The 15832-nt window shown below is 42.5% G+C and carries 16 protein-coding genes and 1 riboswitch; of the genes, 6 read left to right on the forward strand and 10 right to left on the reverse strand.

The annotated features are described in order from the left end of the window. Window positions 1-13: 13 nt before the first annotated feature. Both B5X76_RS11005 and B5X76_RS11010 read right to left on the reverse strand, forming a co-directional pair. Window positions 14-1054 (reverse strand): glycosyltransferase family 2 protein, encoded by a 1041-nt coding sequence (locus tag B5X76_RS11005; RefSeq protein ID WP_079643171.1) that lies wholly within the window; start codon window positions 1052-1054, stop codon window positions 14-16. Further along, window positions 1051-1923: a lysophospholipid acyltransferase family protein gene (locus B5X76_RS11010; RefSeq protein WP_079643172.1), complete on the reverse strand. Its 873-nt coding sequence runs from the start codon at window positions 1921-1923 to the stop codon at window positions 1051-1053. Before B5X76_RS11010 ends, B5X76_RS11005 begins: the two co-directional genes overlap by 4 nt. A gap of 212 nt (window positions 1924-2135) precedes the next feature. Here B5X76_RS11010 and B5X76_RS11015 point away from each other — a divergent pair, with 212 nt between their 5' ends. Beyond that, window positions 2136-2747: a WbqC family protein gene (locus B5X76_RS11015; protein WP_079643173.1), complete on the forward strand. Its 612-nt coding sequence runs from the start codon at window positions 2136-2138 to the stop codon at window positions 2745-2747. A gap of 92 nt (window positions 2748-2839) precedes the next feature. Continuing rightward, window positions 2840-3487: a hypothetical protein gene (locus B5X76_RS11020; protein ID WP_079643174.1), complete on the forward strand. Its 648-nt coding sequence runs from the start codon at window positions 2840-2842 to the stop codon at window positions 3485-3487. Window positions 3488-4154: 667 nt separating this feature from the next. Here B5X76_RS11020 and B5X76_RS11025 read toward each other — a convergent pair. The 8 genes from B5X76_RS11025 to B5X76_RS11060 form a co-directional block, all read right to left on the reverse strand. Beyond that, window positions 4155-4868, reverse strand: coding sequence for a HesA/MoeB/ThiF family protein (locus B5X76_RS11025; protein WP_079643175.1), 714 nt, complete (start codon window positions 4866-4868; stop codon window positions 4155-4157). A gap of 153 nt (window positions 4869-5021) precedes the next feature. Next, window positions 5022-6134, reverse strand: coding sequence for a 2-iminoacetate synthase ThiH (gene thiH, locus B5X76_RS11030; protein WP_079643176.1), 1113 nt, complete (start codon window positions 6132-6134; stop codon window positions 5022-5024). Further along, the gene (locus B5X76_RS11035) at window positions 6134-6910 is read right to left on the reverse strand and encodes a thiazole synthase (RefSeq protein ID WP_079643177.1); all 777 of its coding nucleotides are present in this window, start codon (window positions 6908-6910) and stop codon (window positions 6134-6136) included. Before B5X76_RS11035 ends, thiH begins: the two co-directional genes overlap by 1 nt. Beyond that, entirely contained in the window at window positions 6910-7527 is a 618-nt protein-coding gene (locus B5X76_RS11040) for a thiamine phosphate synthase (protein ID WP_079643178.1), read from the reverse strand. The genes B5X76_RS11035 and B5X76_RS11040 overlap by 1 nt, the downstream gene beginning before the upstream one ends. Before the next feature lie 26 nt (window positions 7528-7553). After that, on the reverse strand, window positions 7554-8135 hold the full coding sequence (locus B5X76_RS11045) for a thiamine phosphate synthase (RefSeq protein ID WP_079643179.1): 582 nt from the start codon (window positions 8133-8135) through the stop codon (window positions 7554-7556). Further along, the gene (thiC, locus tag B5X76_RS11050; protein WP_079643180.1) at window positions 8136-9956 is read right to left on the reverse strand and encodes a phosphomethylpyrimidine synthase ThiC; all 1821 of its coding nucleotides are present in this window, start codon (window positions 9954-9956) and stop codon (window positions 8136-8138) included. A gap of 12 nt (window positions 9957-9968) precedes the next feature. After that, on the reverse strand, window positions 9969-10181 hold the full coding sequence (gene thiS, locus B5X76_RS11055) for a sulfur carrier protein ThiS (protein ID WP_079643181.1): 213 nt from the start codon (window positions 10179-10181) through the stop codon (window positions 9969-9971). Between the two features lie 75 nt (window positions 10182-10256). Continuing rightward, window positions 10257-10354: riboswitch (TPP riboswitch) on the reverse strand. Between the two features lie 270 nt (window positions 10355-10624). Beyond that, a complete protein-coding gene (locus tag B5X76_RS11060; RefSeq protein WP_079643182.1) occupies window positions 10625-11245 on the reverse strand; it encodes a sugar O-acetyltransferase in 621 nt (206 codons plus the stop codon). Window positions 11246-11360: 115 nt separating this feature from the next. On the opposite strand from B5X76_RS11060, the gene B5X76_RS11065 reads away from it, so the two are divergent. Genes B5X76_RS11065 through B5X76_RS11080 form a run of 4 tightly spaced genes read left to right on the forward strand, consistent with a single transcriptional unit; the run spans window position 11361 to window position 15808 of the window. After that, window positions 11361-12368 carry an NAD(P)H-dependent glycerol-3-phosphate dehydrogenase gene (locus B5X76_RS11065; RefSeq protein ID WP_079643252.1) on the forward strand — a complete coding sequence of 336 codons (1008 nt, stop codon included), beginning with the start codon at window positions 11361-11363 and terminating at the stop codon, window positions 12366-12368. A gap of 1 nt (window position 12369) precedes the next feature. Continuing rightward, window positions 12370-13266: an oxygen-dependent coproporphyrinogen oxidase gene (gene hemF / locus B5X76_RS11070; RefSeq protein WP_079643183.1), complete on the forward strand. Its 897-nt coding sequence runs from the start codon at window positions 12370-12372 to the stop codon at window positions 13264-13266. Between the two features lie 21 nt (window positions 13267-13287). Further along, window positions 13288-14538: a M16 family metallopeptidase gene (locus B5X76_RS11075; protein WP_079643184.1), complete on the forward strand. Its 1251-nt coding sequence runs from the start codon at window positions 13288-13290 to the stop codon at window positions 14536-14538. After that, window positions 14531-15808: a M16 family metallopeptidase gene (locus tag B5X76_RS11080; RefSeq protein ID WP_079643185.1), complete on the forward strand. Its 1278-nt coding sequence runs from the start codon at window positions 14531-14533 to the stop codon at window positions 15806-15808. The genes B5X76_RS11075 and B5X76_RS11080 overlap by 8 nt, the downstream gene beginning before the upstream one ends. The last annotated feature ends 24 nt before the right edge of the window (window positions 15809-15832 follow it).

The raw sequence follows: 15832 nt of genomic DNA on the forward strand, positions 1-15832 counted from the left end.
ATCGTCGCATTCGTTATTTGTCCCTTAAAGGGAAATTATTTGCAGGCAAGTCTGAGAAACGCTGCATTTTGTTCACATAATGCTCCCAAATGATGCATTTTTTGTAAAGACCAACTTTGTTGTAAGTTGAAGGAGTTTTTTTTCGTTTTGCCGCGCTTCTAAAGAAATTCAGGAAAAAGTACTGATGCGCTCTGCTGATGGCCCAAGCGTCTCTTGGTTTTCCTTCAATCAGAAAATGTATCAGCGCAATAAGATCCAACCAAAGACGAGCAAATATCACCCATAAAGCTGACCAAAAGGACAGGTTCTTTTGGAGCATAACCAGGTTATTCCTAAAGTTTAGATAAGTCTTTTTAGGATTACTGGTATTGAGTGTCCCACCTCCGACATGATAGACGGTACTCTGCGGACAGTAGCCTATTCTGTAACCCAGTTTTTTCAATCGCCAGCAGAGATCTATTTCTTCCATGTGCGCAAAAAAATCTGCGTCAAAGCCTTGAACTTCTCTCCAGGCATCTGATTTTATAAATAGGGCAGCACCTGTGGCCCAAAACACTTCTTTTGCTGTATCATATTGACCGGAGTCGATCTCGACCGTATTTAAGATACGGCCACGACAGAAGGGGTATCCATAGACGTCCATGTAACCGCCGGCAGCTCCCGCATGCTCAAAATACTCTTTTTGGTGAAAGGAGCGTATTTTGGGCTGAGCAGCGACGAAGGACTCTTTGATCATCATTTCGATGACGGGCTCGATCCATCCAGGACTGACTTCGACATCCGAGTTCAACAGTACGTAGTACTCGGAATCGACTTGCTCGAGGATTCTATTGTATCCACCTGCGAAACCAAGATTTTCCGTATTTTGGATAATCCGAATCTGTGGAAAATTAGCCCGCACGAAATCGATGGAATCGTCGGATGAGGCATTGTCGCCCAGTATAAATTCTATATTAGGGTAGGTACTGTTGTATACAGATGGCAAAAACTTTTCTAAGAAATATTTGCCATTCCAGTTTAATATTACAACGGCTACCTTAGGGTATTGTGTCATGCTTTATCTTTTCGCTGTCTTTTCCATCTATTATGTGACCATAGCCAATAGGCCGGCGTATCACGTATGATCTGCTCGGTAAATTCATTATGAATTTTCGTGATTTCGTGATCCGCACACATAGATGGCGTTTCTACTAAAGTGGTAAATTTACAAAAATAATATCCTCTTTTTGCCTTTCGTCCGATATGGCAAAAAACAACAGGATTATTCGTCAACTTGGCTATACGCTCGGTACCGGTATACACTAATGTCTCTTGATTGAGAAAAGTCATGTAATAATCTGAATCCTGGTACATAGGGGTCTGATCGGCCACAAACATACTAATATGCGGTGTGTTTTTGAGTCGTACGATGTGTCTTAAAATCTGCTTCATCGGAACCATGGTAGCGCCGAATCGCGTTCGGACACCATTATATATCTGATTGATATCCTCGTTGTTTAACGGCTTATAGATAACGAGTCTAGCAAACTCTGTCATCAGTGATAATCGATGTATACCGAGTTCCCAGTTGCCGTAATGCGCGGTAACACCGATGACCGCTTTGCCCGCATCGAAATGTCTATATACCTCCTCCGGATTAAGAAGTTCGATGCGCTTTTCTACATCCGCCTTGTTGATGCTGAACATCTTTACTACTTCGACAATAATGTCTGGAAAGTAACGGTAGAACTGCTTGGCGATGGTCTGGATCTCGGCTTCGGTTTTTTCCGGGAATGAGTTCCGTAGATTTTTGAAGACGATCTTTTTTCGGTAACCGAGAACATGATAAATCAAAAAATACAATACATCTGAGATCCCATATAACATCCAAAAAGGCATCCTGGACATCATCTGTAAAACAAAATGTAATATACTTTTCTTCATCTATAGCGATCGTGACGTTTTAAGTTACGCAAACTTAGAGAAAATGCTTAGCATTCGCCAGTACCTATCCATAAAAACTTTCATGATCCGCCAGCTGGCTCGAGGCGCTTGTTTTATGATAAAGGATTAAATACTATTACTAAGCTTTTTGTATCGGAAATATCCCTAAATAACATTAGTTTTGCGTACAAATTCAAAATTATAGTTAAAAAATGTCTATCCCTGTTCTATTATCTGCAAATTATCTTCCACCGGTATCGTATTTTCATGCTATTGCACAAAATCCTGTAGATATCCTTTTAGATCAGCACGAGCATTTTCCGAAACAAACCTATAGGAGTAGAACACATATAGCTACGGCCAATGGGATATTGGATCTATTCATCCCGATACAGCATGGAAGGAAGGAACATGTGGCCATGAAAGAGGTCAAGATAAGCTATGACCATGACTGGCAACGCTTACACTGGTCTAGTATACAGACGGCGTATCGTAGCTCGGCATATTTTGAGTACTACGAAGATGCATTCGCTCCATTCTATGAAAAGAAGTACGATTATCTTTTTGATTTTAATCTCGAGCAGTTGCAAGTAGTACTGCGATTGTTAAAGATCCAGAGAGAAATAAAACGTACGGAGTCTTACGAAGAAAGCTATCCCGAGGCATTGGATTTTAGAAAATCAATCCACCCCAAAAGGCCTTCTGTCTATCCTAATCCCAAAGTATATTATCAGGTATTCGAAGACAGAACAGGATTTCAGCCACAGGTGAGTATCATCGACTTACTGTTCAACCAAGGACCACAAAGTAAAATGTTTTTATAGTCTTTAACAACTCGTTTTCATTCTAAAACTATAAGTCCATGTCGTTGTTATAATAGGGATAGAAACCGTTAAGGTATTTTTATTTTAGAACAATGAATCGGATTTTACTAATTTTACTACTCATCAGCTTGTCTGTACGACTGATGGCTCAGACAGGTGCGGATACAATTCACTACAAAAAAGTGTACTATTTTGCAGGAACCGGACTGGGGATCCCGCTCGGAAAAACAAAGGAAGTACTATCGCCAAAGCTCTTTGTGGGCAGTATGGGACTCGATATTACGCTGAAAAACCCTAAATACTATCTGTATCCCGCACTGTACATGTTGTCTTTCAAATACGATCAAAAGAATGTGGATCCAGATTTTAATACGATCATAGAAAATGGCTTATCGAGTTTTTACATGCTCAGCCTAGCGGCTGGGAGCAGAAGGCAATTTGAAAGACTGAATACGTATGTCTATCTCGGGCCCACAATCGGATTGGCCAGTGAACCCCGATCTAATCTGGTGGGAGATGTTGTGAAGGTAGAATACCTTCGCTCAATCGCTTTTGGCACAAAACTGGGCGTAGGGGCGGACTATAAGTTTAAAGGCTTTTTCTTAGGAACAGAGATCGGCTACATGTATAATGTAAACAAAGTAGAGGGCCAACCATTTCACGTCTTAACTTTTATGGTCGGATTGAAATCGGATATAACACGATTGAGCGACAAGGTGGTGGATATCCTAGCACCCTAGTCTTTTGTTAAAAAATGTTAAGGCATGCCAGTTTATGTAATTTTAAAAAAAAGTGGACGTTATTAAGGGGAATATAAAATTCATAATTTCATATTTAGGTTAATAATTGGTTTGGTAAATCCTGGAGTTCCCCGCTTCAGGATTTTTCTTTTTTCTGAAACTGTCTGTATTATTGATTCGTTTCAACTCTTCAAGGTATCAATGAGCTCTCTTCGCTCGGTTTAATGGCCATCAAGAACTTTTTTCATCACATTGTTCTTTATCGTAGGCATTCAAGAGCTCACCCGCTACAATCGGGTTCGGTTCATGGCTGTTGGTGATCCAAAGAAATCATGAAAGTTTTATTATGCCTTAATTGCAGTTTGTCAGTCCGAACAATGTCATTTGATGAAGCTTTGGCAGTATAAGTTGACTGTCATTGGCATGAAAAAAGGTCGTTATAAAAAGCAGCTAGAAAATATCTTTATCGAGAGGCAATATTTTTTTGTTAAAATAATGTTAAATAATTGTTCTAACATCAATTTGGTATCTCATTTGTAATATGTATTTCGAATATAAAATTCATAATTTCATATTTAGGTTAATAATTGGTTTGGTAAATCCTGGAGCTCCCCGCTTCAGGATTTTTTTATGCTTAGGCGCTACGATCGCGATTGACGGAACTGTATTAGAAAGAAATTTTGTTGAGACTCCATGTATCCGTCCGCAGGATCAGCAGTTGATTTTTCAGACTGGGGCGACCTGTTATTACAGCAAGGGCTTCCTGTGCCATCATCAGACCTAATATCCCTGGAACGGTATTTAAGACTCCGTTGAGTTCGCAATTGGGGACTTGATCCGGATCGGGTGGGAGCGGAAAGAGATCTCGGAGATGTTTGGATCCTTGCAAATTAAAGACGGCAAGCTGAAGCTCAAAATTCAACACAGTACCGTAGATAAGTGGTTTATTTTGTCGGACACAGGCGTCATTGATCGCGTAGCGCGACGTAAAATTATCTGTTCCATCCAAGACAACATCGTACTGTGCTACGTAGTCATCGATATTGTCCTCGGTTATTTTTTCATCTATTGCTTCAAAGTTGACCGTTGAATTGAGTGCAAGAATGGCTTCCATTGCGGAGAATACCTTAGGTACACTTATATTTTTTTCGCGGTGTATAATCTGTCGGTGAAGATTATGAATCTCTACACGGTCAAAATCTATACAGGCTAAGGTCCCCACACCAGCAGCAGCCAGATACATCAAGCTAGGCGCTCCCAAACCGCCGGCACCGATCACAAGAACCCGACTCTGACAGATTTGAGTCTGTCCCTGAATCCCTATTGGAGGAAAGGATATCTGCTTTTTGTAGCGTAAGATCTGTTCTTTTGTTAATTTCATATGTGTAAAATTATTTCATGATCCGCCAGCTGGCGGATCGATTTGTTCTTTAGCTGTCATTTACCTGTCCCGACTGGTCGGGATGGAATATTCATTTTTTGTTTATTGTTCTTTGTGCAGGTCTGCTACATGGATATTTCATGGTAGTTAAGATTAATACTCCGGCACCCAGTCTTTCCATACGGGCTGATAGCCCTTTTGTGTGATTAAGGCAGCGATTTGTGCTGGAGTTCGCTCATCGCTAATTTCAAATTGTTCAAGTGATTCGGGAGCGACAACGTAGCCACCGGGATTAGTCTTGGAGCCGGCACTCATGGCGGTGATCCCTAATGGAATGATATGATCCCGAAATACGGCATGCTCTCTCGTGGAAAGTGACAACTCGAGATCTGGATTCCAGATCCTATAGGCACATATCAATTGGAGCAGATCGTCGTCCTGCATGATGAAATTGGGTTCTACGCTGCCACTCGCGGGGCGTAGTCGGGGAAAGGATACACTGTACTTGGTCTTCCAGTATTTCTTTTGAAGGTAATCAATGTGTAATGCGGTAAAGAAACTATCAACCCTCCAGTCCTCCAGCCCCAGTAACACGCCTAAGCCAATTTTATGGATTTCGGCCTTACCGATGCGATCGGGAGTTTCGAGTCTATATTGAAAATTGGACTTTTTGCCCTTCGGATGATAACGTTTATAGGCGGCCTGGTGATAGGTCTCCTGATACACCATGACAGCGTTTACTTTGGCTTCATGCAATAACATATAATCTTCATAATCCAAAGGCTGTACTTCTATGGATATGTTTGAAAATATGGATGTTAATTGTGTGACCGTACGTACGAAATAATCGGTATCCACCCGGTGATTGGATTCGCCGGTCACCAAAAGAACATGGTGAAATCCCATTTTCTTTAGTGCTGCTGCCTCCAGTTCTATTTCGAAGGGCTGCAGCGTACGTCTTGGGATCTTATTGTCCATACTAAAGCCACAGTATGTACAAATATTTTGACATTCGTTGCTGAGGTACAATGGCGCATACAGCTGTACATTTTTACCAAAACGCTTTATGGTGAGCCTGTGCGATAACTGGGCCATCTCTTCCAACAGGGGCTTGGCAACTGGCGATAATAAATTTAAAAAGTCATATACATCGCGCTTTTCTTTACGTAGTGACCGGTAGACTTCATCTATCGTAGTCCCGTATATCCTGTCCTTTATCTCTTGCCAAGAGTAATCGTTGAATACGCCGGTGAATGTAGTCTCCATTAGCTATAGGTTTGATTTAAAAAAGCGGTAAGAGGGCTACTGGAAGCCGCTGTTTTATCGACATAGCCTAGACCAGCCTCGTAGGCAAGTCGACCGGCTTTGACAGCCTTGGCAAAGGCCTGTGCCATCGCGACAGGCTGATTTGATACCGCTATTGCCGTATTGACCAAGACAGCATCTGCGCCCATCTCCAAGGCTTTGCTCGCATCGGAGGGTGCTCCAATACCTGCATCCACGATGACGGGGACATGGCTCTGCTCGATGATGATGGATAGAAAATCAATCGTCTTTAGCCCTTGATTGGTACCGATAGGCGACCCCAAAGGCATCACGGCGGCAGTACCTACATCCTCTAGTCGCTTGCAAAGCACCGGGTCTGCATGAATATAAGGCAGAACCACAAAGCCCAACTTGACCAACTGCTCGCATGCGGCCAAGGTCTCTATGGGATCCGGCATAAGGTACCTAGGATCAGGATGGATCTCTAATTTTATCCAATTGGTCTGCATGGCTTCGCGGGCCAGCTGCGCTGCCAATACTGCTTCTTTCGCAGTACGTGCACCTGACGTATTCGGGAGAAGATGTGCTCCTGAGGGACTGACATAGGATAATATATCATCATCAGTATTATCGTCAACACGCTTGAGTGCTACCGTAACCAGCTCCGTACCAGAAGCGGTGATAGCATCTTGCATCTGTTGATTGGAGCCAAATTTTCCGGTACCCATAAATAATCTGGATTGAAACGTACGGTCTGCTATTGTTAGGTTTTTCATTATATAGTAAGGTTAGTGTGATGTATTGTTAAATGCTTAAGGTCTTCGCGTTCAAGGTAGCTTGATATAGCAACACCATATACCCCGATGGAGGATAGCAATGGAATATCCTCCAATGTCACGCCTCCAATCGCATAAATAGGTGGTACCGGGCTACCTTTTAATTCATCAAAGATATCTCTGTAACCTTCGACACCGAGTAGCGGACTGAGCTTCGCCTTTGACGTGGTAAAACGTAGCGGCCCTAAGCCTATATAGTCGCAACCTTCAAGGATACGCTGCTGTACATCGCTCCATGTGTTGGCTGTTCCTCCTACAATCTTATCACTCCCTAGCTGGTGTCGCGCTATCGCAACTCCTTGATCTTCTAGGCCCAAGTGTACCCCATCTGCATCCACTTCTTGAGCAATATCGATTAAGTCATTGATGATAAAGGTGAAGTCGTATTCCTGTTTTAGAAACTTAGTCGCGTGAGCTACTCTACGTACCGCCGAATGATCTTCGGTCTTAAAACGCAGCTGTACCCATTGGATCCCTTTTTGTAATACGGACTTAATGTTGTTTAGTTGTTGTTCTTCGGTGGTACCTGAAGAAATATATTGTATTTTGCTGTACATATGCTTGAAAGTAGGTGTTCTATGTTTTAATGATTATGCCACAACGTGTAGCATGTCTCGAACGCTGCAAAAGGATCTTGTACAAGCCAGATTGCACCACATAACGCCACATCGTCAAAATCTGATTTAAGGGAATGGATGTTTTCCTTGGATATACCGCCCAGTGCAATGAGGGAAGTCGAGAAATTCATACGTTTGTCCGTACGATGCAGTTGCGCGTTCTCCCTGTAGTCTGTCTTTGAAATGCTCGGAAATACAGGACTGATAAAGGCAGCGTGATAGCGGCTGTCCAACGCGTTAAATTCAGCCCAGCTATGTGTAGAAGTACTGACGTAGGCGTATTTGTGCAAACCGAGATCAAGCCCTTCATCCCGAATGGACGAAGGGTAATGAACTCGATCTAAGCCCCATTCGTGGCTTAAATCCTGGCAGCTGTGCAGCACAAGCTGCTTTTTCTCTTCTGGGGTAAACTGATCTACCAATCTCATCATTGCCTTGGATTCCAGCCCTGGTTTGCGAATATGGATAACAACTTCAGGACAGGAAAGAAACTGTCGTATCAGTGCATCTTCATTATCAACAGGACCAGGCAGTGTTACGATACGCATTTAGAGATAGATTTCCTTTCCTAATTCGATGTATTCCTCGGACTTCTGCTGCATTCCTTCGGCAACGCTTTCCCGGATCTCCTGGGTGATCTTCATCGAGCAGAATTTAGGTCCACACATCGAGCAAAAGTGCGCTACCTTGGCTCCATCGGCGGGTAGTGTCTCGTCATGGTATTCGCGTGCTGTATCGGGATCTAATGATAGGTTGAATTGATCTTCCCAGCGAAACTCAAAGCGGGCTTTACTAAGTACGTTGTCTCGATACTGTGCACCAGGGTGTCCTTTTGCCAGGTCGGCAGCATGCGCCGCGATCTTATAGGTTATCACACCGTCCTTGACATCCTTTTTATTGGGTAAACCTAGGTGTTCTTTTGGAGTCACATAACACAGCATTGCGCAACCATACCAGCCGATCATGGCCGCACCAATGGCTGATGTAATATGATCATAACCGGGAGCGATATCTGTCGTAAGGGGGCCTAATGTATAGAAGGGGGCCTCATCGCAACAGGCCAGCTGCTTATCCATGTTTTCCTTGATCAGATGCATCGGCACATGTCCTGGCCCCTCGATCATAACCTGTACGTCGTATTGCCATGCGATCTTGGTAAGCTCGCCCAATGTTTCCAGTTCGGCAAATTGAGCTTCATCATTGGCATCGGCAATAGATCCTGGACGCAGACCGTCCCCAAGAGAAAACGCGATATCATACTGATTCATAATCTGGCATATCTCCTCAAAATGAGTATAGAGAAAGTTCTCTTTATGATGGAACAGACACCATTTGGCCATGATAGACCCTCCTCTGGATACAATGCCCGTAACGCGCTTGGCAGTAAGGTGGATATATCGCAGCAATACACCGGCATGGATGGTAAAGTAGGAGACACCTTGCTCTGCTTGTTCGATAAGTGTATCCCGGAAGATCTCCCATGTGAGATCCTCCGCAATACCATTTACCTTTTCCAACGCTTGATAGATGGGTACTGTACCGATTGGAACGGGTGAGTTTCGAATAATCCACTCTCTGGTTTCATGGATATTTTTTCCGGTAGATAGGTCCATTATAGTATCTGCGCCCCAGCGGCATGCCCATACCGCTTTCTCGACTTCCTCTTCGATACTGGATGTAACAGCACTATTGCCGATATTAGCGTTGATCTTAACTAAAAAATTACGCCCTATAATCATAGGCTCGCTTTCCGGATGATTGATGTTATTGGGGATAATGGCTCTTCCAGCTGCAATCTCCGCCCGAACAAACTCTGGGGTTATCTTGCCATTCGGCGTATTCGCACCAAAACTATGTCCACTATGTTGGTGGTTCATCCCTTCGGTACTGTTTTCCAGTTGTTCTATACGCTGGTTCTCACGGATCGCGACGTATTCCATCTCGGCTGTGATAATTCCCTTTTTTGCATAATGAAGCTGAGTCACATTGTGTTGCGCAAGTGCTCTTTTGGGCTTATGCTGATAGTCAAAGCGTAGATCGGCTAACTTAGGGTCATTGGCTCTCTTATTGCCATACTCTGAACTGATATTCTCTAATACTTCAACATCGCCGCGTTCTAGAATCCATGGCTCACGAATACGTTCGATACCGCTTTTGATATCAATGGCTTTGTCTACATCGGTATAGGGACCTGATGTGTCATATATGGTTATCGGTGGATTCTCTTCGAGGCGGCCATTGCTCAATCGGGTAGGTGATAGCGTGATTTCGCGCATGGCAACCTTGATGGGATGTAAGCTTCCGGATAGGTAAACTTTCTTTGCGTTAGGAAAGGGCAATGTGGTAATTGTCGTGTTTTGCGTTGTCATAGTTAATCGTATTTATCCGCCTTGAGTAGCGGTGATGATCAGTATATCGTCTTGGTCTGCAATAGGGGTAGAGGGCCAGTCTTCACGTGGTATCACGCTACTGTTAATAGCTACAGCGACCCCATTTGTCTTTAGATCAGGCATCAACAGGGATAGCACATTTGCTAACGTAGGGGAAAATTCGTCGCTAAACTGATGGAGTTGATTGTTTACTTTTATCTGCATAGTACTAAATAATTTTAAATAAAGTACTTTAGGAATGCTATAAAAGCAGCGCTACAGATAGGTAGCCACAAAGTGAATGGTACACTTACTTTTCCCTACGCTAGTATGAACTAGATCAGGTTCCAAGGGTAAAATCTCAGCCTGTTATTTCACAGACACCCCTAAAGTATTTGATACAAGGATAAGGGATATTGTTGTGAAATAAAAATATTTCGAGAATTTATTCGCAGTTGTTAAAAAATGTTAATACCACATGGCTTTTATACTAATGCAGATGGGTTGGCGTTTTAATATCAAAAAGTAAAAATTTCATAATTTCATATTTAGGTTAATAATTGGTTTGGTAAAAACCTGAAGCTCCCCGCTTCAGGTTTTTTATTTTGAAAGTGTACTGATACAATCGGGTTCGGCTCATACCTATTGGTGATCCTCCAGCTGGCGGATCATGAAAGGTCTTTTAGGCTTTCGGCATCCAATCGCTGGTTTTTAAAATAGAAGTTTTTGTCTTCGTCGGTTATAGCTCTGATAACCTTGCACGGGTTTCCTGCAGCTACAACATTTGCGGGAATATCTTTGGTCACGATACTACCGGAGCCTATTACGGAGTTGTGCCCAATGGTTACATTAGGATTGATCACAACATTACCTCCGATCCATACATTGTCGCCGATAGTTACTGGCATCGCATACTCTAAGCCGGTATTTCGTACTTCATGATGTAAAGGATGTCCGGCGGTGAAGATAGAGACCGAAGGCCCCATCATCACGTTGTTTCCTATTTTGACAGGTGCGCAATCTAAGATAGTCAAGTGATAATTGGAGAAAAAATTCTCGCCGATCTCAATGTTAAATCCATAATCGCAGTAGAAGGGCTGCTCGACGCAAAACATAGCTTCAGTCTTTGCAAACAACCCTCTAATGAGCCCTTTACGCTCTTTGTAGTTTTTGGGGTCAATTTGATTATATCTATAACAAAGTCGCTGTGCAGCTAAGCGCAGTGTGGTCAACTCTTTGACATGGGCATAGTACGGTTTGCCCGCAATCATTTTTTCCTTTTCAGTCATAGTATTCGTCTTTCAATAGATAAATATCGGTGAAGATAAGAAAAGTCATTTTTATACAATTAATCGAAGGCTAAAACAGCTGTTAATTTAATATTAATTATCTTTGCCTGGAATGATGGATAGTTCAAATTTGAAGATTGGTATAATCGGAAGCGGGAGTTGGGCGACGGCAATGATTAAGATGTTGACCGACAACATACTGGCTAAGGAGGTGTTCTGGTGGGTTCGTAAGCCCGAGGACGTAACGTTTATTCGACAATATAAGCATAATCCGAGTTATTTAAGCGCAGTCGAAGTCAAGGTAAAAAAGTCGAACATCAGCTCTGATGTAAAATGGATTGTACAACAATGTGATATCGTGGTTGTCAATACTCCGGCTACTTATCTGAAAGCTGCATTGCATGGGTTGACAGCATCGGATTTTGAAGGAAAAACGATCGTATCTGCGATTAAGGGGATTATTCCGGACGAAAATCAGATTGTTGGTGAATACCTTCGCGCTCGATATGATATTCCCTTGGATCAAATTGTAGCTATCGGGGGGCCTTGTCACGCCGAAGAGGTCGCTCAGGAAAAATTATCCTACCTGACCTTTGCCTGCAGTGAAGAAAAACAAGCAGCTCTGGTAGCTGGTTTTTATGCTTCCCGCTACATCAATACGATCACCTCCAATGATATTATCGGCATCGAGTATGGGGCTGTTTTGAAGAACATATACGCCTTGGCTGGTGGAATATGCCATGGACTGGGGTATGGTGATAATTTCCAGGCTGTGCTTATTTCTAACGCTATCCGGGAGATGGCTTACTTTGTGAAATCACTGGATCCGCAATATAGGGACATCAATGCTTCTGCGTATCTGGGAGACCTGTTGGTCACAGCATATTCTCAGTTCAGCCGCAATAGAACATTCGGCAATATGATTGGCAAAGGATACACTGTACAGTCTGCACAGTTGGAAATGAACATGGTGGCTGAGGGCTATTATGCCTCGGCCTGTATACAAAGTATCATTCAGAGATTTGAATTGAAAATGCCTATCTGTAATATGGTATTCCAAGTATTGTATAATCATCAGTCTGCTAGCTCGGAAGTAGCGAAATTGGCCAAAGACTTCACATAGAATGGTATTAAAAGAAAAGATCGCTGAGGAATATCAGCGTATACAAGATGAAATCTGTCAAGCGTTAGAAGCGCTGGATGGCGGAGCTAAATTTGAAGAGGAAATCTGGGAAAGGGAAGGTGGTGGCGGAGGTAGAACCCGAATTATTCAGAATGGAAATATCCTTGAAAAGGGAGGTGTTAACTTCTCTGCGGTGCACGGTAAGCTTCCCGAAGCTATAAAGAAAGCTTTTGGTGTAGATTGTGACGATTTCTTTGCGACAGGGGTATCTATCGTAATCCACCCCAATAATCCGCATGTCCCTATTATACACATGAATATCCGCTATTTCGAGCTTAACGAGGAGAAACGCTGGTTTGGGGGCGGTATTGACTTGACGCCGCATTATGTTGTTGAAGAAGACGCTCGCTATTTTCACCAGACATTAAAGGGAGTTTGTGATAAGCATCAAGCACATTTTTACGAAGAATTTAAAGCGTGGGCTGATAATTACTTTTTCATTAAGCACCGGGAGGAGACAAGAGGTATCGGGGGCGTATTTTACGACAAGCTAACACCTGAAAAAACAGGACTGACCTACGAAGAGATTTTTGAATTTTCTTGCGATCTAGGCCGAAGCTTTGCACCAATGTATGCGAACCTGGTAAATAAAAACCGTGATAAGAACTTTAGTGCGGAAGAGAAAGATTGGCAACTGTTACGAAGAGGGCGCTATGTAGAGTTTAACCTGGTGTATGATTCTGGTACTCGGTTTGGACTGGAAACCAACGGTCGTATCGAATCAATCTTGATGAGCTTACCTGCTCAGGCCAATTGGTTTTACAATTTCACTGCAAAGCCTGATTCGGCAGAAGCAAAAACATTAGCCTTATTAAAAAAAGGTATTAACTGGATTTAATTTCTTGTTTTAAGATCTCTTATGATAAACTTTGAAAGGTTTACTTTAGACAACGGATTGACTGTACTGGTACATGAAGACCATACGACGCCAATGGCTGTTGTCAATATTTTATACAACGTTGGAGCTCGGGACGAATCTCCTGATCAAACCGGATTTGCACATCTATTCGAGCATTTGATGTTTGGTGGTTCGGTAAATATCCCTAGCTACGATGCTCCACTTCAACAGGTAGGAGGTGAGAATAATGCATTTACCAGCAACGATATCACTAACTATTACATTACCCTACCTGCTGACAATCTGGAAACTGCTTTTTGGTTGGAAAGTGATCGTATGCTAAGCTTAGCATTTAGCGATCAAAGCCTAGAGGTTCAGCGGCAAGTTGTGTGTGAGGAGTTTAAACAACGTTACTTAAACCAACCATACGGAGATGTTTGGCTTCGACTGAGACCTATGGCCTACAAAGTACATCCTTATCGATGGGCTACTATTGGAAAGGAGCTCAAACATATTGAGGATGCTAAGATGGAAGACGTCAAGGCTTTTTTCAAAAAGTTCTATACGCCTCAAAATGCCATCATGGTTGTCGCAGGAGATGTTACGGTAGAGCAGGTGCAATCGCTTACACAGAAGTGGTTTGCAGATATTCCTAAAGGCGAATCTTATCAACGTAATCTTCCTAAAGAACCTCAACAGTCGATTGCTAAACGGGAGACTGTAGTGGCAGAAGTTCCTGTAGACAGTATCTATATCGCGTTTCATGGCTACGAAAGATCGTCTGAAGACTATCAGACCATGGATCTGCTTTCTGATATCTTATCGAGAGGATCCTCCTCAAGACTGTATCGATCACTGGTCAAGGAGAAGCAGTGCTTTTCGGAAATCAATGCTTACGTAACGGGGAGTATAGATAGTAATCTATTTGTAATTGAAGGCAAACCCTCCGAAAATGTAAGCCTATCTGACGCTGAAGCTATGATCTGGGAAGAGATCGAGAATATTAAATCGACGCTGGTAGACGAGACCGAACTACAAAAAGTAAAAAATAAAATTGAGTCTACCATGCTATTTGCAGAACTGTCTATCTTGGATAAAGCAATGAACCTTGCATATTATGAAGTGCTAGGTGATGCTAATGATTATAATAAGGAAGGCGCTAGATATTTAAACATCAAATCGGAAGATTTATTACGTGTTTCTTCCGATATTTTCAGGAAGGAAAACTCATCCACATTATGGTATCAAACGAAAGGAGGCGCAAATGCTTAATCGATCAATAGCCCCTTTAGCACAACCGATAAAGAACTTAGATTTGGTACAGCCAGAATCTGTAAATCATATCAACGGTCTGCACACTTTCTTATTCCATGCAGAGGATCTAGAGCTGATGAAATTTGAATTTGTGTTTGAGAATAGCTACGATACCTCGAGAATCCCCCTCCTAAATGTAGCGTTATCGTCTATGTTGAAGGAAGGTACCTTAACAAGGAGTAGTGCTCAGATCGCAGAAGAGATTGATTTCTACGGCGCGTACCTGATGCCGGAATATAGCTTTGACTACACAGCACTCTCGCTATACACTATCCGTAAGTATGCGGATAAAGTATTGCCTATTGTCGCTGACATCCTTTGCAATTCAACTTTCCCGCAGGAGGAACTAGATACTTATATACGTAATAACAAGCAAAACTTACAGATTGCTCTTCAAAAAAATGATGTGGTAGCCCGTCGTTTATTCTACCAGAATCTATTCGGCGACAATCAGTATGGTGCTGTTGCTACTGTAGCAGACTACGACTCTATAAAGAGAGAGCAATTACTGGATTTATTTCAACGCCAGATCCAACCTAAAAACTGCACTTTGCTAATTGCCGGTAAGATAGATGACTCGCTTAGAGAACTCGTAGATCGTCTATTTGGCGAAAATTGGGAAGGAAAGCAATCCGCTATGAATGGTTCGATTGTACTGGCTGAATCAATCCCTTCCAAGCTACTTATCGAAACCAAAGAGGATGCCTTACAGTCTGCAATACGAATGGGAAGCTATACAGTCGGTCGGAATCATTCAGATTTTCCTGCTATACAGTTTGTTAACACGCTATTTGGAGGTTTTTTTGGTTCAAGGCTAATGCGTAATATTCGAGAAGACAAAGGCTACACGTACAGTATAGGGTCGGCCGTAATCAGTCTAAAACACAGCGCTTTTATAACTTTGAGCTCAGAAGTGGGTGTTGATGTTACGAAAGCGACTTTAGTGGAAATCGAGCGTGAATTTGGCCGTTTGACTGAAGAACAAGCTGACGAAACAGAGATTGATCTGGTACGTAACTATATGCAGGGAAGCCTTCTTGGTAGTTTGGAAAGCATCTTTTCGCATGTCGATAAATTTAAGGCTGTTTATTTCAGCGGATTGGACTTTTCTTATTATAGGTACTATCAGGATGTCCTCCGTGATATGACTCCGAAACGTGTTCAGGAGATCGCCATGCAGTATTTCAATTTTGAAAACATGGTAAAAGTAATTGTAGGGAAGTATTAATAGTTCCCTTTTTCTGAAAGTGTA

Source organism: Sphingobacterium nematocida (assembly GCF_900168125.1).
GTDB classification, from domain to species: domain Bacteria; phylum Bacteroidota; class Bacteroidia; order Sphingobacteriales; family Sphingobacteriaceae; genus Sphingobacterium; species Sphingobacterium nematocida.